The organism is Paenibacillus peoriae KCTC 3763, from assembly GCF_000236805.1.
Classification (GTDB): domain Bacteria; phylum Bacillota; class Bacilli; order Paenibacillales; family Paenibacillaceae; genus Paenibacillus; species Paenibacillus peoriae.
The window spans coordinates 625,612-652,380 of the sequence record NZ_AGFX01000041.1; the positions used below are offsets into that span (position 1 = coordinate 625,612).

At 43.2% G+C, this 26,769-nt stretch carries 21 protein-coding genes, 1 pseudogene and 4 CRISPR repeat arrays; of the genes and pseudogenes, 5 read left to right on the forward strand and 17 right to left on the reverse strand.

The genetic code is table 11. The features are described from left to right. Nucleotides 1–142: 142 nt before the first annotated feature. The 3 genes from alr to KQI_RS0124115 form a co-directional block, all read right to left on the reverse strand. Entirely contained in the window at nucleotides 143–1,339 is a 1,197-nt protein-coding gene (gene alr / locus KQI_RS0124105) for an alanine racemase (RefSeq protein WP_010349446.1), read from the reverse strand. A gap of 268 nt (nucleotides 1,340–1,607) precedes the next feature. Then, nucleotides 1,608–2,885, reverse strand: coding sequence for an outer membrane lipoprotein-sorting protein (locus tag KQI_RS0124110; RefSeq protein ID WP_010349447.1), 1,278 nt, complete (start codon nucleotides 2,883–2,885; stop codon nucleotides 1,608–1,610). A 105-nt stretch (nucleotides 2,886–2,990) separates the two neighbouring features. Continuing rightward, on the reverse strand, nucleotides 2,991–3,623 hold the full coding sequence (locus KQI_RS0124115; RefSeq protein ID WP_010349448.1) for a LysE family translocator: 633 nt from the start codon (nucleotides 3,621–3,623) through the stop codon (nucleotides 2,991–2,993). A gap of 156 nt (nucleotides 3,624–3,779) precedes the next feature. Between KQI_RS0124115 and KQI_RS28235 the strand changes: the two are divergent. The 3 genes and pseudogenes from KQI_RS28235 to KQI_RS0124135 all read left to right on the forward strand — a co-directional run. Further along, nucleotides 3,780–4,131, forward strand: a pseudogene (locus tag KQI_RS28235) (ISNCY family transposase); the annotation flags it as partial. Between the two features lie 39 nt (nucleotides 4,132–4,170). Further along, nucleotides 4,171–4,896: a LytR/AlgR family response regulator transcription factor gene (locus KQI_RS0124125; protein WP_010349450.1), complete on the forward strand. Its 726-nt coding sequence runs from the start codon at nucleotides 4,171–4,173 to the stop codon at nucleotides 4,894–4,896. Nucleotides 4,897–5,379: 483 nt separating this feature from the next. Further along, nucleotides 5,380–6,486: a hypothetical protein gene (locus KQI_RS0124135; RefSeq protein WP_010349452.1), complete on the forward strand. Its 1,107-nt coding sequence runs from the start codon at nucleotides 5,380–5,382 to the stop codon at nucleotides 6,484–6,486. 235 nt (nucleotides 6,487–6,721) lie between these two features. Here KQI_RS0124135 and KQI_RS0124140 read toward each other — a convergent pair whose 3' ends face one another. From KQI_RS0124140 to KQI_RS0124205, 14 genes are all read right to left on the reverse strand, one after another. Next, nucleotides 6,722–8,353, reverse strand: a complete 1,632-nt coding sequence (locus KQI_RS0124140) for a formate--tetrahydrofolate ligase (protein ID WP_010349453.1) — start codon at nucleotides 8,351–8,353, stop codon at nucleotides 6,722–6,724. Between the two features lie 225 nt (nucleotides 8,354–8,578). Beyond that, the gene (locus KQI_RS0124145) at nucleotides 8,579–9,082 is read right to left on the reverse strand and encodes a DUF6933 domain-containing protein (RefSeq protein ID WP_010349454.1); all 504 of its coding nucleotides are present in this window, start codon (nucleotides 9,080–9,082) and stop codon (nucleotides 8,579–8,581) included. A gap of 218 nt (nucleotides 9,083–9,300) precedes the next feature. Continuing rightward, nucleotides 9,301–10,119: direct repeats of the CRISPR family, unit length 30 nt; unit sequence ATTTCAATACATCTCATGTTGTGGTTAAAG. Between the two features lie 176 nt (nucleotides 10,120–10,295). After that, nucleotides 10,296–10,577, reverse strand: coding sequence for a CRISPR-associated endonuclease Cas2 (cas2, locus tag KQI_RS0124150; RefSeq protein ID WP_007429325.1), 282 nt, complete (start codon nucleotides 10,575–10,577; stop codon nucleotides 10,296–10,298). A 5-nt stretch (nucleotides 10,578–10,582) separates the two neighbouring features. Beyond that, on the reverse strand, nucleotides 10,583–11,596 hold the full coding sequence (gene cas1b, locus KQI_RS0124155) for a type I-B CRISPR-associated endonuclease Cas1b (protein ID WP_010349455.1): 1,014 nt from the start codon (nucleotides 11,594–11,596) through the stop codon (nucleotides 10,583–10,585). 18 nt (nucleotides 11,597–11,614) lie between these two features. Next, entirely contained in the window at nucleotides 11,615–12,109 is a 495-nt protein-coding gene (locus KQI_RS0124160) for a CRISPR-associated protein Cas4 (RefSeq protein ID WP_010349456.1), read from the reverse strand. After that, entirely contained in the window at nucleotides 12,106–14,817 is a 2,712-nt protein-coding gene (locus KQI_RS0124165; protein ID WP_010349457.1) for a CRISPR-associated helicase/endonuclease Cas3, read from the reverse strand. Before KQI_RS0124165 ends, KQI_RS0124160 begins: the two co-directional genes overlap by 4 nt. 123 nt (nucleotides 14,818–14,940) lie before the next feature. Further along, complete coding sequence (gene cas5b / locus KQI_RS0124170; RefSeq protein WP_010349458.1) at nucleotides 14,941–15,741, reverse strand: type I-B CRISPR-associated protein Cas5b; 801 nt, start codon at nucleotides 15,739–15,741, stop codon at nucleotides 14,941–14,943. A 34-nt stretch (nucleotides 15,742–15,775) separates the two neighbouring features. Beyond that, entirely contained in the window at nucleotides 15,776–16,780 is a 1,005-nt protein-coding gene (locus KQI_RS0124175; RefSeq protein WP_010349459.1) for a type I CRISPR-associated protein Cas7, read from the reverse strand. Next, a complete protein-coding gene (locus KQI_RS0124180) occupies nucleotides 16,764–18,824 on the reverse strand; it encodes a hypothetical protein (RefSeq protein WP_010349460.1) in 2,061 nt (686 codons plus the stop codon). The genes KQI_RS0124175 and KQI_RS0124180 overlap by 17 nt, the downstream gene beginning before the upstream one ends. A 21-nt stretch (nucleotides 18,825–18,845) precedes the next feature. After that, a complete protein-coding gene (locus KQI_RS0124185; RefSeq protein ID WP_010349461.1) occupies nucleotides 18,846–19,550 on the reverse strand; it encodes a CRISPR-associated endoribonuclease Cas6 in 705 nt (234 codons plus the stop codon). Between the two features lie 316 nt (nucleotides 19,551–19,866). Then, nucleotides 19,867–20,292: direct repeats of the CRISPR family, unit length 30 nt; unit sequence ATTTCAATACATCTCATGTTGTGGTTAAAG. Nucleotides 20,293–21,273: 981 nt separating this feature from the next. Beyond that, the gene (locus KQI_RS27490) at nucleotides 21,274–21,714 is read right to left on the reverse strand and encodes a hypothetical protein (RefSeq protein WP_050543732.1); all 441 of its coding nucleotides are present in this window, start codon (nucleotides 21,712–21,714) and stop codon (nucleotides 21,274–21,276) included. Between the two features lie 43 nt (nucleotides 21,715–21,757). Beyond that, on the reverse strand, nucleotides 21,758–21,880 hold the full coding sequence (locus KQI_RS29580; protein ID WP_277813537.1) for a hypothetical protein: 123 nt from the start codon (nucleotides 21,878–21,880) through the stop codon (nucleotides 21,758–21,760). A gap of 143 nt (nucleotides 21,881–22,023) precedes the next feature. Then, nucleotides 22,024–22,778: a CRISPR direct-repeat array (repeat unit 30 nt; unit sequence ATTTCAATACATCTCATGTTGTGGTTAAAG). Nucleotides 22,779–23,185: 407 nt separating this feature from the next. Next, nucleotides 23,186–23,764, reverse strand: a complete 579-nt coding sequence (locus tag KQI_RS0124200; protein ID WP_010349465.1) for an ATPase — start codon at nucleotides 23,762–23,764, stop codon at nucleotides 23,186–23,188. Then, nucleotides 23,757–23,954, reverse strand: coding sequence for an MDR/zinc-dependent alcohol dehydrogenase-like family protein (locus KQI_RS0124205; protein ID WP_007429315.1), 198 nt, complete (start codon nucleotides 23,952–23,954; stop codon nucleotides 23,757–23,759). The genes KQI_RS0124200 and KQI_RS0124205 overlap by 8 nt, the downstream gene beginning before the upstream one ends. Nucleotides 23,955–24,019: 65 nt before the next feature. Continuing rightward, nucleotides 24,020–24,445: a CRISPR direct-repeat array (repeat unit 30 nt; unit sequence ATTTCAATACATCTCATGTTGTGGTTAAAG). A gap of 661 nt (nucleotides 24,446–25,106) precedes the next feature. Between KQI_RS0124205 and KQI_RS0124210 the strand changes: the two genes are divergently transcribed. Both KQI_RS0124210 and KQI_RS0124215 read left to right on the forward strand, forming a co-directional pair. Beyond that, nucleotides 25,107–25,814, forward strand: a complete 708-nt coding sequence (locus tag KQI_RS0124210) for a response regulator transcription factor (protein ID WP_010349466.1) — start codon at nucleotides 25,107–25,109, stop codon at nucleotides 25,812–25,814. Between the two features lies 1 nt (nucleotide 25,815). Then, the gene (locus tag KQI_RS0124215) at nucleotides 25,816–26,760 is read left to right on the forward strand and encodes a sensor histidine kinase (RefSeq protein ID WP_010349467.1); all 945 of its coding nucleotides are present in this window, start codon (nucleotides 25,816–25,818) and stop codon (nucleotides 26,758–26,760) included. Nucleotides 26,761–26,769 lie beyond the last annotated feature (9 nt).

Sequence of the window (26,769 nt, forward strand, 5' to 3'; positions counted from 1 at the left end):
AGGCGTTTGATCCCCGAAATACAAGTGTCAGCGGAGCCTGATGCGTTTTTTGACAGCTATAGCCCTCTTTTCTTTCCTTTGTACATATTTCGGGACGTTCTGCGAAAACTCCTGCTTTTCTCCGGTAATTTACGTTATGAAATTAATTCCAGCCGGTTGGAAGAAGCGAATTCACTCGAACAACAGGAACATTGCCCCGTGTATATACACGCGGTACCCTGTCTGCAATCATGCAGATCACTTCATAGTGGATCGTACCAAGCTTGGATGCCAGCTCATCCGCCGCAATCATTTCGCCGGACTGCTGACCGATGAGAACAACCTCTTCGCCGATTTGAATTTCTTCCGCATCCTCTGCGAAAGATTGTAAGGAAACCATACACTGGTCCATGCATATTGTACCGAGTACCGGGACGCGGCGTCCGCGTATCAACACTTCGACCTTCCCGCTCAGCATGCGGGAGTATCCATCCGCGTAGCCGATCGGCAAAGTACCGATCTGCTCTTCACTTGAAGTCACATACCGGGTGCCATAGCTAATCCCCCAGTCGGGAGGAAGCGTCTTGGTATAAACCACCGCCGTCTTCAATGACAGCACAGGCAACAGTTCGATAGCTTGACGGTTCACCTCATCAGACGGATAAAGTCCGTATATACTGATGCCAATCCGTACCAGGTTAGGGGAAAGCGAAGGGGTATCAATGCTGGCCGCGCTGTTGCCCGTATGTATAATGGGAATGATAATACCATGTTCCCTTAGCGCTTCCACCACGCCCCGAAACCGATCATATTGCAGCAGTGTATAGCTTTTGTCTTTTTCATCCGCGCGGGCAAAATGGGTGTACATGCCTTCCAGCTGCACTTGCTCTAACCGCTCGGCCTGCCGGACAAAGGCAACAGCCTTTTCTCCGGGGAGTAGCCCCAGTCTTCCCATGCCGCTGTCTATTTTGATGTGCACCTTCAGCTTGCGTTCGCTTCCTTTGCGGTCCAACCGGCGGATACCCTCCAGCACTTCCTCACTGAACACCGTTAGTGAAATGTCATGCTCCCATGCCGCTTGCACAGCTTCTGGTGAGGTATAGCCGAGTACAAGAATTGGCAATCCAATCCCCGCCTGACGAAGCTCCAATGCCTCATCCAAAAAAGCGACGCTCAAATAATCCACACCCAGGCGTTCCAATTCCTTTGAAATTTCTACGGCACCGTGTCCGTAGGCATTAGCCTTGACACAGACCAGCAGCAGCTTATCCGCTGGCAATGCCTTGCGAAAAGCTTCATAGTTGGCGCCAAGGTGATCCAGGTTGATTTCGGCCCGGGTCGATCTGTACTGTGCTTGCAAATCCAGTCACCTTCTTCAATTGTTAGCCTGTAACATAACCTTTTACCATTCGGAATGTTGCAAAGTCCTTACTTCTAAAGGTTAATGGTAATGTTCAGAAACGTGGCTGTCAATGGCAGGGGACGTTTGCCAGCCTCCGCTAACAATCTCTACAAAGAACAGGACATACAAGCGATGCACATCTTGGACCGCGAATGAACAAAAGACGGATACGGGCGGCAGCAGAGCATTGTACACTCCAGACCGTCTGCATCCGTCTTATAAGGTTTTATTTACCCGATTGATCCTGTATAGAAGCGGCAATTTGTATCATTTCGTTCACAGGCAGGTCAGCACTGGTGATTCGGAACTCGATTCCATCATTCATCCAGGTCAGGGTCTGCTGCTCGCTACCTGTCAGAACGGCAAAGCTTCCTCCAATATCAACCAGTTCACCTGCGCTCAGTGCGACCGCCCGATCTTTCGGCCGTGCCTCCACAATCGTATAATTGTACGTTCCGCTATACCGCAACATCACCGCATGTGTACCATTTTCCTCCAGCTCCGGTGTATCCTTGATTTGCACCCCGGCTGGCGTATAGGATGGTTCGATCAATCCGAACTCACCCATCATCGCTTCTGCGGCATCCGTGCCCGCCGACGTTCCGGTTGCTGCTGTATCAGATGCTTCCGGATTTTGCTGCTGCTCCGTGCTGGCTGCTGTATCCGGTTTCGAAGTATCGCCTGTGGCAGATCCGTCCACCTTCGCTTCCCCAGTCTGCTGCTGAGTCGGATCTCCTGCTGTTCCCTCATCTTTCCCAGGTTCGCTGGACTTCACGCCAGTCGCTCCATCCATTGCACTGCCAGGATCAAGCTGACCGCTAGAATCCACTGCTCCAGAAGATGGCGCCCCTCCACTCTTCGTATTCGTTTTACCTGAAGCCATATTGCGCTCCATATCAAAAGAGTCCTTGTCGAACTTCGTATCAAACGCAAATTGATCGAATTTCAGATCAACGACGACCTTGGCGTTCGCATCCGAAACCTGTACCTGAGTGGGTGCATAGTTGCTTTTGGATAGCCATATCTTTTGTCTGACCAACGCATGACTGTTATAATTGGCCGCCACATCAAACACATAAGATTTATCATCGGTTGCCAGTTGACGAGAGGCATCTCCGATAATGCTGCGAACCAGCGTTTCATACAAATAAACCTGACCCTGGTTGTTCGGCCAGTCGCTTTTGAAGCGGAAGCTCTTGTTCAGGCTGGGTGTTAGTACAAATACACCCTCATCATTGCGCAACACGATCTGCGTAACATCTTTTTTCTCGTTTGTCATGGCAATTCGGTAATAGGACGGCTTGCGGTAGGAAATATCCACCTTGTACTCCTGCGGCGTGTCGCCGGTATGCAGCGTCATCAAAGCTGTACCGTGGTAGCTGTTCAAGTCGCTCACCACGTCACTCAAATCTTTAACCACATCGTCCGCGCTCTTCTTGCCGCACCCGGCCAGCAGCAGCGTTACACACATGACCATGGCAAGCATCCATGAAATCCGGCGCATGTCATCAACCCCTTCAGCACATGTTTTAAATGAATTAGTACATGTCTATGAAGAACTTGTTCGATTTATGCAGACTGGCATGACAAGCTGAGCATATCGTGAACGCTATAAAATCTTTTGGAGACCGATAACAAATTCATACAGGAAATAAACCGAAAAACCGATCAAAACCACACCGGCGCTGATCGTAACCCACTTGATGGCGGTTCGATTCATGGCCTTTCGTGTTGTCGCTACAAGGGTCATCAAGCCTAAATCATGGATAAGAATACCAAACAAAATACCTAAGCCAACAATCAAGAATTGACTTGTATTTGACCGATCAAATGAACTTGCCAGCACAGTCCCAAAAACACTCACCCAGAACACTAAATTCCCTGGTGAAACAGCTACAAGCAGCCCATTTTTATAGGAAGAAAATAATGATTTCGTCTTATTCTCTCCTTCCAGCGCAATATCATGATCCGCATTTTTAATGCTGTCGTACCCCACGTAGCACAAAAATATAGCTCCAATGAGCCACATGATCACCTGTACAACAGGTAATGACAAGACAGAGGCCAGTCCAAAATATAAACCAATGATTAATAATAAATCGATGGTCATCCCTCCAAGGCCCACAATCCATCCATGCATGAATCCATTCTTGAGCCCTTGTTTCGTCATTTCAACCGTAATGGTACCTACAGGTAGTGCTATCGAGAAGCCTAGTAAAACATATGTAATAAACAATGACATTTCAAAACCCCTTTCAAATGTATAAAAGAGGTATTCTATACCATAAAAAACGACAAATCAATAGAATGTTGAAGGCTGTACAAGCCAAAAACACATGAGGCTTATTTTGTACAAAATCGGATTCACTGGCCAAGTTTGTCCATTGAGTATTGAGGGTTGCAAGACAAGGGTAAAGCCGCTGTTCAGCAAAGCAAAGTAAAATTGGAGCGGCGGGCTACGCTTACCGGAAAGCCGCTGGAACAAGTCAAACAGGTCGTCTCCGGGAATCGAATCATTGCGGGCTGTATTGTCAGTTTCTTTGACCCGGAAGCAAGGCCGATTAAGAAAGTTACGGAGTTCGGATACAAGGTGCGAATCGACGAGAAGGAAAGCGGCTTCGTCACCGGCTACGCCGTATTATGAAGGAAACCCGTCTGACGATGAATTGCTCGTCCCCGCCATAGAATCACATATCAAGCAATTCGGCAAAGCGCCGCAGGCTGTAGCCACCGACCGTGGATTTTCAACACTTGTATCTTAACTGTACAAATGAAGGAGGTGGTATGCCGTGAAAGTCGTAATTTGTGAAGATGAATGTTATTGGCGCGATGCGTTAAAAGCGTCTATATTTCAGTGGGCTTTAAATAAAAATATAGAGTTGCAATGTGCTGATTTTTATTCGTCTCAGGAATTAATCCAATATCTTAATGCTCATATAGATATAGACGTAGTATTGCTCGATATTTCGCTAAGTAGTGAAGATATTGATGGAATGACTACAGCAAAGTATATCCGGAAAATGGGGAATCGGGTGCCCATCATTTTTGTTACAGTTGATTCTGCTCGTGCTATTGACGGATATTTAGTTGAAGCAATGGGCTTTTTAAAAAAACCTATTGACGAGAAGCGACTTTCGCTATTCTTGGATAGAGTAGTGAAGCAAAAAAAACCGGAACGAGTATTTAATATCATAGCAGAGTCCACGATAAATAGTGTTCGTCAAAGTGATATATTTTTTGTGGAAGTGAACAATCATACAATAATCTATCATACAACAAAAGAGGAAATCCATCTTAGAGGAGCATTAAATAAAGTTATGCAGTTATTAGGCTGTGAGAATTTTGTCCAGATACATAGGTCATATGTGATTTCAAAATCTAAAATCTACAGAATAAAAATAACTTATCCATATTCCGTGGACATTTTCAATGGTCATGAGATTATCAATCTTCCCGTGAGCAGAAATTATATTAATAACCTGCTTGAGGTATACTCAGATGATGTATTAGAGTGAATACTATGAATACATGACCAAATTAATGAAGGGTGTCGCGAAACAGCCAATTTATGGCTGATTTGCGGCACCCTCTTTTAGTATATTTGTCCGGACGGAGGCTTATTCGCATTTCATGCTGTTTACGTCATCAACATACTCTCTACGCCATTCCCTTGAAGTTTCTTCTGTACTGCTTGATAATCTAGACACAACAGAAGAAACGATTGACTTATAACCAAAACTACGAAAGGAGTATGCGAGTGAAATAGACTTTTATGTTATGTATCGCAGAGATGATTATGTACGTCGGAAAATCTAACCTGCATAGTGGTGGAGTAATGCCAGTTAAGTCCCCTCTGTCACAAACCATAAACCGATTGCAATCTTTAATAAGCGTGAAAGCTGTTCAGCGTAATTTTGACACGGTGGGCATTACCTCTTCCATGCAACAAAAGAAAATGTTGAAAAAATATAGTATATAAATCGTGAGAGGAGAACAATATGAAATTTGCTAAAAAAAGCGTTAGTTATATTTTGGCGATACTGCTCATGTACAGTGTTTCAGTAGTTCCCGTTTTCGCGGCAAATGAAACAACACCGCAAGTGGCTACGGAAGAGGCGCAGAATGCAACAGAAATTCAATCCATGCCCTCTACATCGTATTCTGCAATGGATACTCAAAAATTTGACAACCTAGATGAAATATCTCCGAACGAAGCGAAAAAGATTTCTACAGATTCTCCCCAGAGAAGAACCGTTGAACCGCAAAGCGTATGGGGTATCTCCGACCCTGTATTTGTAGGAGATGGAACTCTCAGTGAGTCATTTGATATTTATGTGGTTTCTCTCACTGCAAAGCAGCTTTCATTCCTAAAGCTGGATTCCAGCAATTCTAATCTGTTGGCTGTTCTGTACAATGTCAATGCCAACGGCTCGTTAGGCAGTTCTACTGGATGGGGTGTTAAAGCAAACGGAGGTCACTCATACATTAATATCCCGGCAGGAAAATATGCGATTGTAATTGGTTCTGCAACAGGTAACGAAAGAGGCAACTATAAATTGATGTGGAATGCTTCGAATCCATCGGGAGCTTCTGCCATCATCAATTGCACAGCTGACCTTTCCAGAGTCGTTTTGTATTATAATCTTTCAACAATCCGCAGCAACGGAGATAATATTTTGACAGGACTCAAATGGGAAAATCACGAAACATGGTATACCTCAAATGGATATTCCGCTAGAGATATGAGCATGACAGTAGCTGAAGTAAAGGGCGTATATTTGGGGTCATTCTCCAGTAGTGCACCATATTCCGCTCCAAATGCATTACTGATTGATATCAGTAAGGGATCATGGCTCTATAGTAATAGCTATTATCGTAATGTAGAGGGAGATGTAACGCACATTATGGATTACACCGATCCTTCTGGTCTTAAAACTCCGAGAACCTTTGGAACAGGGCATGCTGATTTTTCGTATGGTCCTAATTACATCGTTATTGATTTGGACAAATTCCAAGTTTGTGAGTTCTTAAGTCCATTCAATTATTTTTATACTACAAGTGGTGGCCGCACCTATTCGCTTAACAATCTACAAAAAATTTCTTAAATCTAGCCATCTACCATGCCATGATATTTCTGATATCAAGAACCGCATAAAAGCCTATCCTCTTTATTAGAGGATAGGCTTTTAACTTGCCGAGCAGGCAAAAAAGGCCGCTGCATTCCCTTACTGAGCTGCGCTTGAATCATACCAAGCGGCGGCTACCGGAATGCAAACGGCCTTTACGTGAAATCGCCCGTCAGGCTGGTCTCTCCGACGAATGAGGACCGATTGTAAAATACTACATCAGGCCCTGAATGCTTCCATCGGCCTCCAGCGACATATGCTCGGCGGCCGGGGATTTGGGCAGTCCAGGCATCGTCATGGTATTGCCCGTTTCCACTACCACAAAGCCTGCGCCTGCGGATAAAGAAGCACTGGAAACGTGAATCGTAAAGCCCTCCGGGGCACCCAGCAGGGACGGCTGATCTGAAAAGGAATATGGTGTTTTGGCCATACACACAGGCAATTGTCCGAAGCCAAGCTGCTCCATACCGGACAACGCCCGTTTAGCCGCAGGGCTGTATACTACATCTGCCGCACCGTAAAGCTCTTTGGCGATGACGCCAATTTTCGCTTGCAGGTCAAGCGCAGTATCATAGAGAGGTGCAAAACGGGCTTTGCCCTCCTGAAGCATGTGCAACAGGCTTTGAGCCAAGCGTTCTCCCCCACGGCTTCCCTGCGCCCATACCTGGGACAACTCGACAGGTACACCCAGCTTGCGGCATTCTGCCCGAATGAGCTCCAGTTCGGCTTCATGATCTGTTGCAAAATGGTTAATCGCTACCAGTACAGGCACGCCAAACTTTTGTAAATTCCGAATATGTCGGTTCATATTGGCTAAGCCAAGCTGTAATTGCTCCAGATTTTCCGCATCCAGCTCGTTTTTGGAGACACCGCCGTTGTATTTCAGCGCTTTCGCGGTGACGACCAATACAGCCGCATCTGGCTGCAATCCGGACTGGCGGCACTTGATGTCAAAAAACTTTTCCGCTCCCAGTTCGGCCCCGAATCCAGCCTCTGTGAGGACCACCTCTCCTAGCTTCAAAGCCAGCTTTGTACCGATCAGACTGCTGCATCCATGTGCAATATTCGCAAAAGGTCCGCCATGCACGATGACCGGCGTTCCCTCCAGCGTTTGTACCAGATTGGGCTTCAATGCTTCCCGGAGCAGCACAGCCATGCCCTCCACCGCGTGCAGTTCCTCGGCGGTTACCGCTTCACCCGCCTCGTTATATCCAATCACCATTCGGCCCAATCGCGCTTTAAGATCGTTCATATTTTCACTTAGACATAATACTGCCATCACTTCCGAGGCCGAGGTAATCAGAAAGCCACTTTCTCTCACCGCTCCATTCCCTGTACCCAATCCGGTAACAATACTACGCAAGCTTCGGTCATTCATATCTACAGCCCGTTTCCACATGATCCGTTCCGGCTTCAGCCGCAAAGCATTTCCATGAAACAAATGGTTATCAATCATCGCTGCCAGCAAATTATGTGCTGCCGAAATCGCGTGTATATCACCTGTAAAATGCAGATTAATATCGTCTGCTGGAACAATCTGGGCCTGTCCTCCCCCGGTTGCTCCTCCTTTCATACCAAAGCAAGGTCCAAGGGACGGCTCACGCAGTGCAGCAACGGTTTTATGTCCAAGTGCATTCAACGCCTGTGACAACCCGATGGTTGTTAGCGTTTTTCCTTCTCCCGCCGGAGTCGGATTCATCGCCGTAACGAGTACCAGCTTTCCATTCGGGCGATCCTTTAACTGCTCCCACAGGGACGGATTCAGCTTCGCTTTATACTTTCCATACATCTCCAAATGCTCTTCTTCAATTCCTGCTTCCTTGGCTACATCAATAATCTTCTTCATTGCTCGTTATGTACCCCCCGTTTTTAAGTCAGATCTATGCTGTTAAATACTTTATGTTTTATTCTACCAAAGTGTGCCGTTTATTGCGCTATGATTCATTTCATCGCAAGCGTTGCCATCATATGAGTTATAAAAAAAGAGCATCCCCGCCCGCATGGACTTTGGTGGATACTCTTTTGTTTAGAAATCAGGTCAGCTTATTTTTTGACCAAGATAGCAATTCGCTCAAACACGTTCTAGGTTATAATGTTTTTCTAATGCTTCTTTAAAAGTATCAACAGGATACTGGTATTGAACCGTTTTAAACACAATCCGGTTGTTGCACTGGTTTTTTTCCAGCTCGCACCCATGCTCCATATCCAATTCCTTCATGACAAAAATAAGCTCTTCCAAGGTTCTCATCACACTATGGCTGTTTGTCGTCGTAGCCAGCATCTGCTCACCTTCCTGGGTGTATGCCTCTACGATCTGCTCATCAAAGCCTTCGCTAATCATGAATTCCTTCAAGGTTTGAATAAAAAGAGTCGGCAGATTTTTGTACTGCGATTTTTTAATGCCAAACAGCGTAATGCTAAAGCGGGTTGCATCATGCATAAACACAATATTTTTTCTCCGATTCAGTAAAAACAAGCTGGCATGCCAACTATTTAAAGGCGGATAAATATCAACGTGAAGTGGCTCGGTATCCCATTCCTTCAGCAGTTTTTGTGTTCCCCGTATAACAAACATCGTTGCTCTCCTTTATTAACGGTCCTGTGCCGCAGCTCATGATTGACATGTCTGACCTCTTGCATAAAACATGTCCCAGATATCATAACACCTTATTCCTAAGATCGGCTTGTAAACTCTTTCAGTATAATATAGGGGAAAATTATATTGCTAGTAAGTTGGTTACATCTTGTGTTGGGGCAGGAAAAAATCTATTTTAGTGCCTTCGGGTTGGGAATATTTGGGTACATCTCATGTTATGGTTAAAGTGTACCTTTTCCCAAGCTACAAGCTGCTAGGTCAAATTTCAATACATCTCATGTTGTGGTTAAAGGATATGATTTAGCCGGACGGCCAGCAGCATCAGGTAATTTCAATACATCTCATGTTGTGGTTAAAGGCATGGTAGGCCCTCGCATTTGGGAGCTGTTTGACACATTTCAATACATCTCATGTTGTGGTTAAAGTGGCAGCATGGACCTTTTCGGGCTGGAGGAATCTTTATTTCAATACATCTCATGTTGTGGTTAAAGCAATTGAATATGTACATGATTACTCTAATGGTGCTTATTTCAATACATCTCATGTTGTGGTTAAAGCCTTTGCGGCTGGTACGTATCCGGTAGAATTCACATATTTCAATACATCTCATGTTGTGGTTAAAGATGTTCGTGATGATACATTGGTTGTCCCACTCACATTTCAATACATCTCATGTTGTGGTTAAAGACTCATTAAGCGGTATGAGGAAATGTGTCGACTTGAATTTCAATACATCTCATGTTGTGGTTAAAGCACTCGCCTTTTGGCATGGAGATCGTCACAGTCTTTTATTTCAATACATCTCATGTTGTGGTTAAAGGCGAGCGAGCCAGAAAGCACCCGAAGCACCAATACGATTTCAATACATCTCATGTTGTGGTTAAAGGTCCTTAGCACTGTTCACTTTCAAATAGCAAAGAAAGATTTCAATACATCTCATGTTGTGGTTAAAGCTCCTATGGTTTCTTCCGGATCTGCTCGATCCGATTTCAATACATCTCATGTTGTGGTTAAAGGCTAGTAAAATCAAGCTTTTTAAATTCAGCAATGTGCTTAGTTTACTACAGCCCCAAGGGTTTCGCAATTTTTTCCCAACCGGAAGACGGATGCAGCTAATGGTATAGAAAATCCCCGTTAACCCTTGTCGCTGTAAGAAGTAACAGCTATTTGTCTACTAAGGCGGTTGGGAAAATTACAGCAATAAGGACTCCGAATCATTCATGCGGGCACCGATGATTTCCTCGTCGAAAACATAATCACCTGTCATCTTAAAAACGGCAACAAAGTCGTTCCCTTCATCAATAACCTTTTTTAACTCAGCGCGTAGCTGAATTAAATTAGCGGGGGTAATTTCACCTCGAAATACGGATTTCTGAAAATGAACGAGATACTTTTTACATATTTTAAATACCTTACCCACTCTCTTTTCTCCGATGTCATACACCAGAATGACATAGTTATAATTTTTCGCCATATCCTTTACCTCTTTTCCTTTTCCAAAAAGGGAACAAAAGGCGTTCCTTCGACGATATGCTTTTTTAACTTGTAAGCATCATATTTAATCGCAGATAAATAGCTGACCTTCCGTTTAAGTGTGCCATGATCGAATACCTGCTTCATCCGATCTTCAAGCGCGGTGATAAATACATCGCGTCCCGTCCCATTTAAAATACAGTAATTATAATCCTTTTCAAAATGCTTATTAACTTGTATTCTTCGGTTGTTCACCAATTCAAAAATAGTACGGTACACCAGCAATGGCTTGAACGGCTCAGACAAATCCAGACTGAGGGAAAATCGTCGATCGCTCGGTTCATGCAGAAAACTGATACTCTGATCCAGATGGGTATGGTAAATTTGCGAAATCGTTTTCGTGTACAAAATGGTATTACCAAAGCTAATTAGTGCATTCAGCGGATTGTCCGGCGGGCGCTTGACCCGCTTATTCATTTTAAAGTCCTCGGGCAGGAATGTCTTAAATGTGTCGTAAAACCGTCTCCAAATCTCCCCTTCCACACTCAACAGTCTCGGAATATCCTCCATTTTATCTAATAATCGTGGTACATCTTTTTTCAGCCAGTCCAGATATGGTTTGATCTCCTTGTTGCCATGTTTATAATAGTGATACAGCACTTCATGGATGTTAGCTGCAATGGCACCAATAAAAGCAGCAGCAATAGGTATTCTTCTCTCCAAACAGGCTTTCGCTTGCAATAGCTTAACCTTACCGCTCACCCTTGCGTCCTTCGGATAAAAGGTGCCTCTAAAATGACCATAGTAATCGAAGAAATGGACTGTAATCCCTGCCATCGACAGAAAAGACAGGAGCTTGCTGTTCAACGTTATCTCATTCAGCAAATATAGCTCCTTCAATCCATGAATCGGCAGGTGTACGATCCCTCTTTCTTCACTCCGAAATGTCAGTGAATTATCTTCACGTCCCAAAGTGCCCGGAGTACGTATATATCTAGTAGATGGCGCTGTTTTGGACATTTTTGTCGTCCTCCTTTCTTATAAAAAGCAGTAGGCAAGATAGGCGCAGCGGGTACATTTTTTCTCACGTATCGCCGGATCGGGCTGCTCCTGCTGTAAATATTGCTCCAACTCAGCCAACAACTGCTCCATCGCCTGTTCTGCCGCTTCATCCAGTTCCAGCTCTATCGTTTTACTAGCCTGTTTGTTGCGCTCGCTGAACTGGATTTTCCCCTTGCGCTCCATCCCTTTTTGCTTGAGTACATACATGTAATACAGCGTCTGCCATTTCGTTGCCTCTACATCAGCGTCAGACTTTTTGATTTCGGTCACATAGTCGCTGGTCAGCTTGTCCACTTTGATGCCTTCTATTGCAACTTCGCGGTTTTTCTTCCCTTCACTTTGCAACTCATGCATGACCTTGCCGATTCGTACATCCTCACTGTCATCTTCAAAATTCATCCCGTTGGCAAACAACCAGCATTGTCTACGGCAGTGTACATAATAGTTCACCAACGTTCCGGTAATTCTCATAGCAAAAGCCTCTCTTCATCTTCCTTATACCTGGCACGATTAAACTTCTTGGTATTCGTCTTCTCGTCCATATCCATATATTGTTCACCCTGCTCCACGAAATACAAAGTACCTACACTATAAGTGTATATCCCCGGCTTTACCTTTCCCCATTTTGCATACATGTGGGGAACCAGATAAATAAAAGTAAAGTTATTCATTTGAGCACGCACCACAGACAAGCGAATCATTCTTTCTGAATAGTCCATTTCCAACCGCTTGTCTGACAATCTAACAAACTCATCCCACACATCTTGACCGTTCAGCGGGGGAGCGTCTTTCATTGGACAGGTATAGTTCAAGAACAGCGTCACACTTTGATCTGGTATGAGGTCCATATGCTTTTGTACATCTGGAAATTCAAGTTTCTGTACTTTTTGGGTAAAGTCGCTCCAATGCTGTTGATCCGGTTTTTCACGAGACTTGTTGATTTCATGAATAACATTCTCATAAAATCCACTAAAATCCTTACTTACAAGCATTTTTTGATACGCTTCTTCCTTGAGATCAAATGCAACACGCAAGTCGTTTTTATATATACCGCTCGCCTGATCACAATCAAAGAAATAAGCCTGGCAGTAGTCACGCAGACAAGAACGATTCAGTCGTCCCAAAAATTGCTCCTCGCTATCCAGCAAAGAAATATCTTTAAAGCCCACATCCATATCAATATCTACCCCGGCTTCAATCACCTGTGTTGCTACAACGATCACATCACTCAAATAAAAGCTCCCATGTTCGTCCTTCCCCAATTTCTGCAACAGCTCTTGGCGATAGGAGAAGCTATCATCCCCGGTAAGCTCATAAACGTCAAAGCCCAAATTCTGCTCTAGCAGCAGATTATAAAATTGGCGTGCCGTCTTTTTCTTGATAAACTCGATCAGCACCCTGTTCCCTTGCCCATCTTGCTCTCGCTGCTTGATTACAGATTCAACATGCTCCAATACTTGTTCCGGCTGCATCTTGCCCTGTTTCAACAAATTAAAATCCAGCTTCACGCGCTCTCTAAACAACGAATGGGTAAAATAACGATCCCGGTTCTGCACCAGTGTATAGGTTTGTATTGCCTCCTCATGATCCTGCTGCTCCAGTAACAAATCCAGATTCGGCAAGGTAGCGGACATGATAATAATTTTAATGTTGAGAATATCCGCAAAGGATCGTAGAAAATGAATAATCTCCTTCCACAATTCATTTCGGTAGCTCTGAATTTCGTCCAGTACAATGACACTATTGCATAAATGGGCGAAGGCTAGATTGGCCTCTCGTCCTGTCCCAAATAGATAATTAAAAAAGTTCACGTGAGAAGTCAGTGTCACCGGATATTGCAGCAATTGACGCTCCAACAGCACCCTTTTGAAATCCGTGTTGTCTGGCTCCGTGTCCTTCCCTTCCAAAGCAGCTTCTGCCTCTAGTTCTCCCTCAGTCACCATCGGAGTAATTGAATTAATAACTTCCACCCGATAGCCGTTTACCTGCTCCTTGTGGAAAATTCCATTCAGCGTCTGTCTCGTCTGCTCGATCAGAGAGTTGAACGGAAATACATAAATTAACTTGTTCAGTCCCAAGCCGCTATTCAGCAAATGTAGTGCCAAATTTATAGACATGTTGGTTTTACCTGAACCCGTAGGGGCTTCGAGATAAAAAACAGGCTCTTGCAGCCGCTCCAACAGCCGTCTTTCTGTTTCGATAAACAACGCCGCCCGTAGCTGATTCATCTCAGACAAGCCAGAGGCATCAGGATTTTGGCGATAGGACTCAATCCCCTGCACAATTCCCGTCTGACGATAAGCCTCCAGTATGGGCTCCAGTGGTAGACGTTCTCCAAAATAATGCATCTCCGGTACTTGCTGCTCTATATATTGATACGTCGCCCGAAAATCCGATGCGACCATCGTGGAGTACAGTAGCTCGACCAACACATAGAAAGGAAAAGGCCTGTGTATTTTATTTTGACGTTTATTGCCTTCCAGACGGATGCATCCAAATACGTTATCATTCTGTAGCAAGTCCTGCTGATCACGATAATAGCGAATGTAATCAGGATTCTCTTTGATCCGGTTATATTGATTTTTTATTTTCAACTCAAATTCGTTGATCTGCCCTCCCATATCTTCATCCATGTTTCCTAGATACGTATGGTGGCGGGAGATCGTATACGCGAATGAATATAAAAGATGATGCAGGAATGCAAGTACTTTGCGTTTATGCTTCTTACGGTTTGGATATAGTTCTGTTGTATCATGCCATTCCTGCACCTGTCGCAAATGAATATGCAAGTAAAGCACAGCAGACAGCATGGAATGGTTACTGTCTCCCAACTCAGCGTTCCTTTTAACTTCATTGTTCTTCATTTTGATACGTTGGAAGGCCGGGTTCACCTTGCCAAGATCATGCAAATAAATGGCTTGTCTAAAATAGTACATGATCATTAGCCTTAATGATTCATCCAGCGGTTCTCCATCTATGCCGAGACGATCCAGCGCCCTATGTACCGCAGCTTCCACACCATTATCCCTCATCAGTATCTCAGCATGTTGCATGACCAGATCGCTATGCTCCTCCAGCATTTCATCCTGTTGAAGCCCCTCTTCTTTTGCCGTGTGCGCCTTCAGCCTCCCTTTCCCTTCCTCCGTTAGCCAATGCTGTATGGATACATGAATACGCAATTCGTCTTCCCTCTTTTCCTTGGGTACAATTTAAAAAAATCCATATAAAAAACCGGGCGCTCCCCATCCTGACAATGGAGAATACCCGGTGTTGATTCCATCTACGAAAGCGACTGCCCTTTTTTAGATAAAATACAAGGTGCGGTCATTGTCAGCATCCCGGTACATTTTTTGTAGATCTTCGGCTTTCAGCTCATCTGTATCTATTTCCTGATTAGAAAATACAAGCGGCTCCAGAATGTAACCGTTGTTGGCTGTATTCAGCCCTACGGGGAGATACTCTTGCAAGTAGGATTGCATTTGATCATCTTTCACATATCCTCCCGTATCCACAAGTACATGTGCAGCCCGGAGGGAGTCGATATATTCCGGTTCACTCGCTGGCTCCAACTCAACTAATCGAGCCTTGGATATCGTAGCCGGATGATCATTTTTCCCCAGATAAGGAATGTATTCAGCCTTGGAATGCTGTACATAATCTGCAAGCCGATCAAATACCTCCCGATCTACTCCCCCATCATCTGCCACGTAGATCGTCCAGCGTGGACGCTCCAACCATTGCTCTCGCACATTCAGCACACCGCCCTCTTCCTGGCTTGCATAACCGACTGTGTTGTTGAAAATCTGGATTTTTTTCGAAAAATATCCTCGATCCCCGTGTGGCACGATGCTCACCGATGCATGACGAAACACCTCATAAAATTCAGGGTACGGCATCGCCGGATTATCCTGCTTGGCTTTACCGCCCAACGCCATATTCCGTTCATACTGCTGCGTATAGCCGCCAAGTCCGAGTACCGCACCGAGCAAGCCATATAATGCAACCTTGTGGATATGACTGTATGTAAAATACGCATATACGTTAACATCCGGCTTTTTAAAAAACGCTGTTTCTCCGCTCAACTCAAAGCATAACGCCTGCATGCTTTCTTCCCTCCTTCCCCGATGTAATCATCCTCTAGCCTTGAGGAAGCTCGCTGCGTGTAAAGATGTTAAACGTCCGCAGCCCCGGAAAATCCAGCTCTACACGCGATGCATACGGATTAACGTATAATTCTACTGTTTCAATTTCCTCGTTTACATCGTTCAAAAGCGGTGCAAGGGCCGACAAATCATAAACCGTCTGCTCTCCATCCTTGTCCTTATCTACCTTCACATAAGGGTCCAAATTCGGTAAATACGCCGGGCTCCCCGCTTTAAATTCCACAAATAGGGCAAAAGCATTTTCCGCACCGGATTTACTGTTGGTATTTTGCAAAGTAGCCCCGGTCAAAGCTCCCGTTTTGAAGGCCTGATATGCTTCCTCCGTATACCCTTCAAAACCCTCGGCTGCCAGCAGTTCCACATAGTGATCATAATGCTTCGGATTGACGGAAAAAGGATATACATAATGGGATTCATCCACCGTTCTCTTTTTACCAATCGAGGTGGCGTCATTGTCCTCGCTCTTTTCATTTGAGTTACGAAACGGAGATAAAATATCCTGTACCTCCAGATTCGACCAATCAAATTTATTAAAGCCCTGACCAATTTGTACCGGACCAGCAAGACCAATATTCTGATCCTTCACCGCAAACGTTGCACCAAAATTCATCACATCCACACATTGAAACAGCTTGCCCAGCACTTCACGTGAATTTTTGGATACTTCTTCACCGAAAAGATATTCATAACGTTCTGCGAGATTACGAGGCTGGAGCTTCTCTTCTTTCCCTTTATCCGCATCCTTTGCCTTGTCCGCCTTCTTGTCCTTGCCGCTGCTCACTTTATACGAACGAATATACAGTACCTTCTGGCCTTCCTCTGCCCATAAGCGCTTGATGCTGTATTTTAACGCCTTGTCGCTACCAAAAATTTGGCCCGTGCTGGTTGTCTTTGGCTGCCCGCTAAAGTCTGCATTCCAGTTCGCCATCCGGCTGACAATCCCGATTAGTCCTACCACACGATTAGTTTTCTTCGCCATGTCCGTTCTCCCCTTCGCTGCTTGGTTTCTCGTTCTCGCCTTTTTTCCAGAACCAGTTGTCCGAAAATAACCCTGCCAGGAACATTTCTCTTGCATCTTCATGCTGGAATTCCTTATCCGGCTGGTATCCATAAATCTGGCCTAAAGCCCAATTTAATTTAGTATATTTCAGCAGTATTTTGTGGCGATGCAAATGATACGCTTCTTCGATACGTCTCTTAAGCTGTCCACTGCGCTTTGCCATGAAAAAAGGCCCGAGTAAATCTCCTTTTTTCTGCTGGGCTTCAGACTGACTTTTCAAATAAAAAGCAAGTTGTCCCGCCAAATAATAAAACTCATCATCTGTTACTACATAGATCGGCTCTGGATAGGCTGTCTGGTCCGTTTGCCCTGCTCCATCTGCGTTTTCCTTCTGTTTCCGCTTATCCAAGGTGTCCAGCTTTTCTTTGAGTTTATTAGACACTTCAATCAGACGATTTCCCATAGCTGTGTATTCCTCCCCTTCCAAATGAGCCATTAGCGAAAGTCTTACATTCATCGCATCGGCCAACCCACTCAGATCCAGCTTCGACTTCTCTTGCCCTGCTGGTTCTACCCGCAGTAGCTGTTCCTCCAACAGACGAAGCGTTACCCGTGCAAATTGAGAACGGATCGCGGCGGTCGTTCCCTTGAAAAACCAGTCATGGAAGCCCTTTTTGCTCTGCATAAATAATGCAACCATCCCACTGGTAAAATCCTTTTCTCTCGCCTTCGGCTCATCTTGAAGAAAATCACCGTTCATCCGTCCGCGAAAAAAGCGTCTGCTGATTTCCTTTTGCAGCTGCTCCACATTTTCCAGATAGCCGTAATCCTTCACAAACGCTTCGCCATCATTATTTTTGGTCATCAGACCCAGTGCATTCTTGAGCCGAATATTAACATAAACCTGTTTGGAAAAAGGTACATTTTCATAGTCCTGTATTTCGTTATCCTTGCCCTCCACGTAAACAAAAAAGTAGCCTTCTGCTGCGTCCGAGATACTTTTGGAAAAATCCGTATAATAGCTAAACTTGTTCATTCTGAACTTAGGTTGAGAAATAAGCCATTCGGTCGCTTCCTTTACCCGTAATGCTTCCTCCAATGATAAGCGGACAGGCGCACCAACTCGCATTGTTTTATGCTCCAAATATGGCTTCTTACTGTTCATGCTCATGTTAAAACCGGGAAGACCTGTCAAAGATCCGTCTACCATTTGGTTATAGTCATTACTATTAAAGATTTTTGGGATGGTATATAGCAAATATTCATAGCCATACATTTCGTCCCATGAATACAAGCTGGAAGATTCGTTAAATAGGTTACTGTTAGATGAGTTAAGTGGAGTAAACTCTGAGGTGAAAAAGATTTTAACGTAATTCTTAAAAGGAATGGTTCGGATATGTTCAATGAGAGCCGACAGGTTTGTAGCGTACCATTGTTCAATCTGTGCAATACTTGTCTGGCGCTGCTCACTTACGAGATATTTCAGTGCCGGAGCGTAATCGGTTTGGGAGAAAAATTGCTGCGTAGAACTTGTGAAGATAGTCTCGGTGCTGCTTTCCTTACTGACTTTCTTGCTGCTAGTCTTCTTGGTACCTATCAGCTCATCCCACTTTTTCTGCACCTCTGCTGCCTGAGTCTTGTCCAGAAAACGGGCCACATGTGCTTGCATCGCCGTAGTTCCATCCGTCTGCGTTTCGGCTAAAAATACATCCCGTTTGGCATATAGCGTATACGGATTATTGGAATGGAGCTGCTTACCGGGGTCTACCGCTTTGTTCATGGTGATCAGAGAGCTCACATAATCTTTTTGTTGGAACCACTCAAAAAGCTTATTGTGTGCTAGATCAGGTTCTTCTTTGGTAATGATCATATGTTCGCTATCAAACTGGCTGACCTGTTCATTCCAGCTTTGATCTAATCGCAGGCGAATATACAGCCCTTCCTTGGGGCGGTGCCTATCAAATGTAATGTTCGGAAACTCTTTCTTTGCCAATAGATAGCTGTTGGTCAAATCCTTTAGCATCCCTTGCGCCTCCTTTCCGCGTTATTCCAATCCCTTGGCGATGCAAAAGCCTGCCCCAAGGATGCTATTTTTTTCTGCCGCTCCTGAGCCTAACGCAACATTCGCCAGCATTTGTGAATGTTCGTCTGCTCTGACAAGCAGCCGTAGTTTATTACCTAGTAGCTTGCGTCCTTTATAGGCTAAGGCAATCGGTTTATGGTTCAACACCTGAATCCCTTCCACAAAAGGCTTCTCCAGTCGAATAGGCTGATCTGGATACAGATGATTATATTTCTTCTCCGCGTTAGCATGAATCCGTTGCAGTAAAAGCTCTACACTCAGGCCGGGTACCCACGGCTTGCCTTCAATGGTTACAATAGCAGGGGTGACAGTGGTAAGCTCGATAATATGCGCCAGCTTCTTGGACTGCACAGGGGATGCGGCGATAAACTGGAAATATTCATCCTCCTGTAAGGCTTGCAGTGCTGCCGATATTCGACGTAACGTAATCTCTAAGGAACTGCGGATCGTAATGACGTATACACGACCTTGCTTGTATACCCCCGCCTTTTCACGCGGAAAAGGTGATCCGAATGTATAGTGCTTGTATTCCTTGTCGTAGTGCGTCTGCTTCAACGCTTCGTCCTTCAACCCAGCCCGACCAATCCACGCTCCGATACGCTCCGGTATCTCCAGATGATGAGATGATTGTTTTATTAACGTTGTTATATGAATTTCGTAATACACTATATTCACCTCCTGACTTGATATAGAGTATAGACCTTGCCCCATGATTTGTAAATATTTTTTTCATTATACTTCTATATTTTAAAATAAGATTCGACGGTACTTAGAACGCTACACGTGCAGATTGTTCTTCCGATTGCTGTTATCTCCGGATTTTCTGGATTGTATAAACCCATCAAGGGTTAAAATCCGGGGATAAAGGCAAACGCTTACGCTTCTCCAGAACAATTTTGCCCGCTTCGCTGCTTAGGACTGAGTATATTTCATGTTGTGGTTAAAGTTTACGTACTGGCAGGAAGCCTACGTGGTCAGTTACATTTCAATACATCTCATGTTGTGGTTAAAGAGACCAGGTAAAGCCGAGGAAGCATGGGAATACAAAAATTTCAATACATCTCATGTTGTGGTTAAAGACAGCCCGGCTGTGAGAGACTTTGCAAACAAAGGGTATTTCAATACATCTCATGTTGTGGTTAAAGAAAGAAGCCTGACGGAACGCTTGGTTATTTTGCTCTATTTCAATACATCTCATGTTGTGGTTAAAGTTATTCATGTTGCGTTTGAAGATACCGATCAACCAATTTCAATACATCTCATGTTGTGGTTAAAGATCCCTCCGGCTACCTGTTTTGAAATTTTCAGGCAAATTTCAATACATCTCATGTTGTGGTTAAAGTCAAAATGACACCATAAAAAAACTCAATCCATAGGGATTTCAATACATCTCATGTTGTGGTTAAAGGGCTAGTAAAATCAAGCTTTCTAAAATCGCAATGTGGTTATTTTACTACAGCCACAAGGGTTTCGCAATTTTTTCCCAACCGTAGGTCGCTTCTTGCCAAGTGTTAAGAAAAATAGCTGTATCCCCTGTGGTTCTAAGAATTCCCCTCTCTCTAGCTAGTTATAAGGTTGGGAAAAATATAGACCTTTGGTCTAGTCGAGATCGCTTACCTAAGAGTATAATGTAAAATGCATCAGAAAAAATTGCTCATAATGAATGAAACACTTGGTGTATTTAAATTTATAATTCTAGTTTTAAAATACTGAAAACTAGACTATGACCGTAACATCCGATGTTTCTTTTCTTTTTGTCCGGATATATTCTTACTAATGGCTGTGAGCTACTTCTTTCTGAATAGCCAATTAGTAATTGAACCCAATACCAAACTTACTAAAAAAGAAGTAAATACCGATTTTAAAATAATAGGCAGTATTGATTGATTTCGAATATCCACGATATTTACAAGGAAACCTACAAATATAATTATAAAAATGGCAATATAATCCACTTTTCTGAGGTCTTTCATATTAATCATCCTTTTAGAATTTGAGTTTTAAAGAGTATATTAGAGTGAAAATAATGCACCCAAATGTCAAAACCTCCTGACCATTTTAAGTGGTTTAGGAGGTTTTTGCTTTTTCAATAAAAGATAAGAATGGAGTTGGAGAAATGAAGCTAAACAATTTTGACTATTGAGTCATCGAAAAAAGTATTTTTAGCAGGATCTTTTTCCCGCCCCAAAATGCTATTTTGAATGGATTTGTACCTTTTTTCTGGTGCTTAACTGCCAGACTACGGTAGGATTCAAACAGGGCAACACATTTTTTAAAACTGGTATCGTCTTTTAAGCTGTCAGCATACTCAATTGCTCTTAGGACGGCATCAATCCCAAGACCCGGTTTGCCCTCCTTGAATCTATAGATACTGAACTGATATAGGAATTCAACCGTAATAGTTCAAATTTTGGGGTTCTCTATAGAAACCACCTAATTCTCCGACTCTTTCTGCAAAATCCTTCAAAATAGGATTGATGTCGTAATTATGCATAATTGCCGATTCTAGAATCGTGATCATACCCGGAATTACCTCTTCAGCCGAATGTTCATGTAAGAACTGAATATATTCCGGTAGAACCTCTTCTTTGCCTTGTAGTAAGTCTAAGGTGTATGTACTCGCTTTAGCTAACGTTCGGTAGTCTTCCACCTCTTGTAATCCCTCTTCATTCAGGCTGTCTACCCAACCCAGTTCGGCGTATTTTTCAACACACTCTCTAGAGAACTCATACTTACCTTGTTTTTGAAAAGCTATACCTTTGGTTAATTGACTAAATCCTAAGTAGTATACAAGTGGTCGTTTCACTATGTAAAGTTCTAGGCTGTCCACCTTTTGTACGTTCCAACTGCTGTTGTTCGTATACCTGATGAACTTAAGTGTGCAGTTGGTCTGCAATTTGAATCATTTGTTCCCATTCCTCAAGCGAAAAAGCCATTTTTAGCATTCCGACAATGGAATCAAGATCTGTTACTTCACCAAAGTCAAATTCTTTCACACGCAATTCCTCCATGGTTACATTTTAATCCAATTTTATATGTTTTCTTCCTAAATATCAATCAAAATTCCCGAATTTTTGTCGATTGTTAACGTATTTAAGTGGATGGCTGGCAATTATCGTGTAGTGTTCAAAAGGGGGGTGTTTCAATACATCGCATGTTGGGGTTAAAGTTTATCTTGGACGTACCGCATGTCATCGACTATTTATTTCAATACATCTCATGTTGTGGTTAAGCAAAGGGTAGCGGACATATAGTTTAGTGATTTTCCTATTTCAATACATCTCATGTTGTGGTTAAAGTCCAAAGTATCCGTATCCCGGTCATTGTCCGGACGCCATTTCAATACATCACATGTTGTGGTTAAAGTTATGCCAGGGCCTTTTTCTATATTTCATTCCCTATTTCAATACATCACATGTTGTGGTTAAAGTTCATTGCCAACACTCGCAGTCGGTGCAAATAAACATTTCAATACATCACATGTTGTGGTTAAAGTCGGCTGAATTAAAGAAATTGGGAGGCTAATCGAAATTTCAATACATCACATGTTGTGGTTAAAGTAGAGTTGCAAGTCGGGCATTTCCAAGCTGAATATAGATTTCAATACATCACATGTTGTGGTTAAAGACAAAATTCGCCAAATCAATCATACTGTCCTCTAAAAATTTCAATACATCACATGTTGTGGTTAAAGATTGCCCGATTGAGTTGTTGTTGCCTACTGTCCCTGATTTCAATACATCACATGTTGTGGTTAAAGAGCTGCTGCTTACCCTTAGTCGCCTTGGCATACTCAAATTTCAATACATCACATGTTGTGGTTAAAGATAACTTGCACAAACGGGCCAAGCTTAAATATAATGATTTCAATACATCACATGTTGTGGTTAAAGACTAGTAGAATCAAGATTTTCACCTTTAGCAATGTGCTTATTTTACTACAGCCACAAGGGTTTCGCAATTTTCTCCCAACTGTAAGGCCACTGCCCTCTGATTGTGGAGAAAGCGTCTAAATCCCTTGTCACTCTAAGTAATTCCCTGTCTCATACCTTTTAAGCGGTTGGGAAAAATTTAGGCCTTCGGCTTTGTCGAAATGGCTTCTAAGGATAAAACGTAAGGCATAAGAAGAAATTACCTACGCGCACGATGAAATACCTTAATTTATTGGAATTTATGATTTTAGTTATAGTATTGCTGAAAATTAAACTATAAATGTAGCATCCCAGTTTCGATCGACTTTCTGCCCTTTTACAAAGCAAAAATCGGACAATGGAACATCGCTGGATGTACACTATCCGATTTCATTCTTGAAATAAAGCCAATGTATTTTTAGACCATTCAGGTAGATTTTCTGCACAAAAGATTAATTTATGTTGTTCTATTTCCGCAATAATTTCAGGTTCAAATGTATTATCTATAATAGTAACCTGATCAGCAATAGAGAGAGCTGGTTTCAAATTCTTGAGAGATTGCCCATAGCGCCAACGAATGTCTTCTTCCGCAATCCAATGCCCTCCTTGCTCTACACGTGAAGCAACTCGGTCAATATGCATCTGTACATCCTGAAGTCCAATGTAGTACATAACAATATTATAATGATGATCCTTTGCAATCTGCATATGTCTCAAAACAAATGTACCTGATAAAGTAGTCTCAACGGCAAAGTTGTCCTTGTTTTTAATTAAGGATCTTATTCGCCTTACCGCTTCTCTCCCGGCAGATAAATCTGCACCTCTAGGGTTCTCCGGCTTTAATTGTTTGGCAATTTGATCAGGATCAATGATAGTTCCGATCCAATCTTTCATTTGTAAGCTGATTGTACTTTTTCCTGCACCATTAGTTCCAGCAAAAATCGTCATTGCAGGTGTGGAACTATTCATGGAATTCATACTCTTTACGAATCCCCAAAGTATCAAAGACGATTTCATACTTTTGTCCGTTAGCATCTTCGCGTACACGCTTGCCATTTTTAATATAGTAAATAGAAGCTCCTGCTTCCTTTGCTTGCTTACGGGCAAATTCATTTGCTTGTTTTAATATTCGTTGAAGTTCTTCTCTATTCGTATGCATACTCTTTCCTCCTTACAAGTCAGCAGTAATCTTATTTTAGCATATTTATTGATGCCTAAAATCAAATTTCAATACATCTCATGTTGTGGTTAAAGGAAGAAGCCTTGCAAGACGTGTTTGAGCAATACATATTTCAATACATCTCATGTTGTGGTTAAAGTATGGATTATGGAGCCGTAGCCGATGGCGTTACCGAATTTCAATACATCCTATGTTCTGGTTAAAGCAAGTAACGTCTTTTCATTCGCAGCGTATGTGCCTGATTTCAATACATCCTATGTTCTGGTTAAAGTAGCAATTAACCACGACCCGGCAGCCATCGCGATGCAATTTCAATACATCCTATGTTCTGGTTAAAGTGCAAAGTAAACCCCAAATTCTTTTAAATTCATTAAATTTCAATACATCCTATGTTCTGGTTAAAGGCAGATTGTTCCGCACGTAATGTGGACTATAGCGATATTTCAATACATCCTATGTTCTGGTTAAAGGCTAGTAGAATCAAGGGTTCCATTTTTAACAATGAGCATATTTTACTACAGCCGCAAGGGTTTCGCAATTTTTTCCCAACCTCAAGTCATTATTCTAAGTTTCAGAGGAAAACGCCTAAATGGCTTGTGGCTCTAAGTGATTCCCTGTATCATTCCATTTAGAGGTTGGGAAAAAGTGAACCCTTCGCATCTCATCTTTTAAATTTCAAGTAACTTCAAGGGCAACGATTTTTTATCATTAAAATTGGATTCCGTCCTCAAAATAGACCTTTATTCTGTATTGTAATGGATTTATTGGAGGTATAATGGTAAATATATTTGCTAGTTCAAATACATTGACTTTAACACTACGTGTATTTAAATTTGTAATTTTTTTTGGATCTAAAAAAGTTGAACTTAAACCATAACATTTGATGTCTTTTTAATCTTTATTCATAATCTCGGCTATTTGGTTACCAACTTCATAGCATTCAACTAATTTTCCTCTTAGATATTTTCATTTTTCTCATATTCCATAACTGGCATGTTTTATTCATTGTATTTAGTATTGGATCTTAAAGGAACTTTTATTGGAATCCTCCTCAATCCACTATATAATCAGTTCATCTAACAATTCGATTCATAAAATGATCCCCAAAATTAGGAGGTGCTATACACACCTATGAATCCTCACATACTACTCATTGAAGACGATCTATCCATCGCCGAAATGCTACACAAGGCGCTCACTAAAGAAGGCTACAAGCTAACCACCGCTTCTGACGGTGAAGAAGGGCTGCTTGCTTTTGCTCGCCACACCTACGATCTGGTTCTGGTGGATTTGATGATGCCGAAGGTGGATGGCATGGAGGTCATCCGGCGAATTCGCACCAGCAGCGCTGTGCCGATTTTGATTATGTCTGCCAAAGATAGCGACGTGGATAAAGCGCTTGGACTGGGATTTGGAGCGGACGATTATGTCTCCAAGCCCTTTTCGATGTTGGAAATGATCGCACGTATTCAGTCTGCGATCCGCAGATCCACTACATATGCTCGTCAACAACATCAGGAGGAACAACCGAAAGCACAAGTCCTGACCTATGGCAAGCTGCATATCGATTTGGATCATTTTACCGTCATTCGCAATGACAATGAAATTCAGCTCACAGCCAAAGAATCCGATATTCTCAAGCTGTTTGTAACCAATCCGAACCGCGTATTTACAAAAGCGCAATTATACGGATTTATCTGGAAAGAGGACTATATGGGCGACGAGAACGTGATTAACGTCCATATTCGCCGTTTGCGTGAAAAAATCGAAGAAGATCCCTCCCACCCTGTCCACATTAAGACGCTTTGGGGGATCGGCTACAAATGGGAGAACGGCTGATATGAACATCGAGAACATGTCGGAATGGATTGTCGTCATCATCCTGACCGTCATTATTTTATGGCTGTGGCGGGAGCGTGTGGCTTACAAACGTAGTATTAAGGATGTCCGAACCCTACTGGAGCGGATTGTGACGGTGAACCATGCGGAGAAGCTGCTATATGTTACAGATGACGCTGAACTGCAACGGCTCATGACGGAAATCAACCGTCTGCTGGATTTGAATCTCAGGGTGTCGGTGGATTACAACCGAAGCCAAATCGCCATGCGCAAAATGATTTCAAACATTTCGCACGATCTCAAGACCCCGCTTACGGTTGTGCTTGGATATGCCGAGATGCTGGATGGTGATCCGAATATTTCGCCGGAAGAACGTACAAAGCTGCTATCCAAAATTCATCAAAAAACAAACGAAGCGATTGAACTGATCGGCAGCTTTTTTAGCTTGGCGAAGCTGGAGGCCAATGATACGGACATTCCACTGACACGGCTGGAGGTGGGTGAACTGTGCAGACGCGGCATTTTGGAGTTTTATGATCTGCTGACCGCACAGGGGGTTGCCGTGCATATTGATATCCCGGAGCATCCTGTTTATGCCTTGGGGAACGAAGGAGCATTTGGGCGGGTGCTGAACAATCTGATTTCTAATGCGATTCGCTACGGATCTGACGGCCGAACACTGGGACTGACTCTATCGGAACAGCAGGACACCGTGCGTATAGAAGTATGGGATCGTGGGAAAGGCATACAGGAACCGGAGCAGGACAAGGTTTTTGAGCGCATGTACACACTGGAGGACTCACGCAATAAGGCGATACAAGGCAGCGGACTGGGTCTTACGATTGCCAAACGCCTGGTCGAGACGATGAATGGAGAGATTCAATTGACCAGCAAGCCTTATAAGCAGACGGTCTTCTCTTTTACCTTAAAGAAAATCAACTATTAACTATTCATC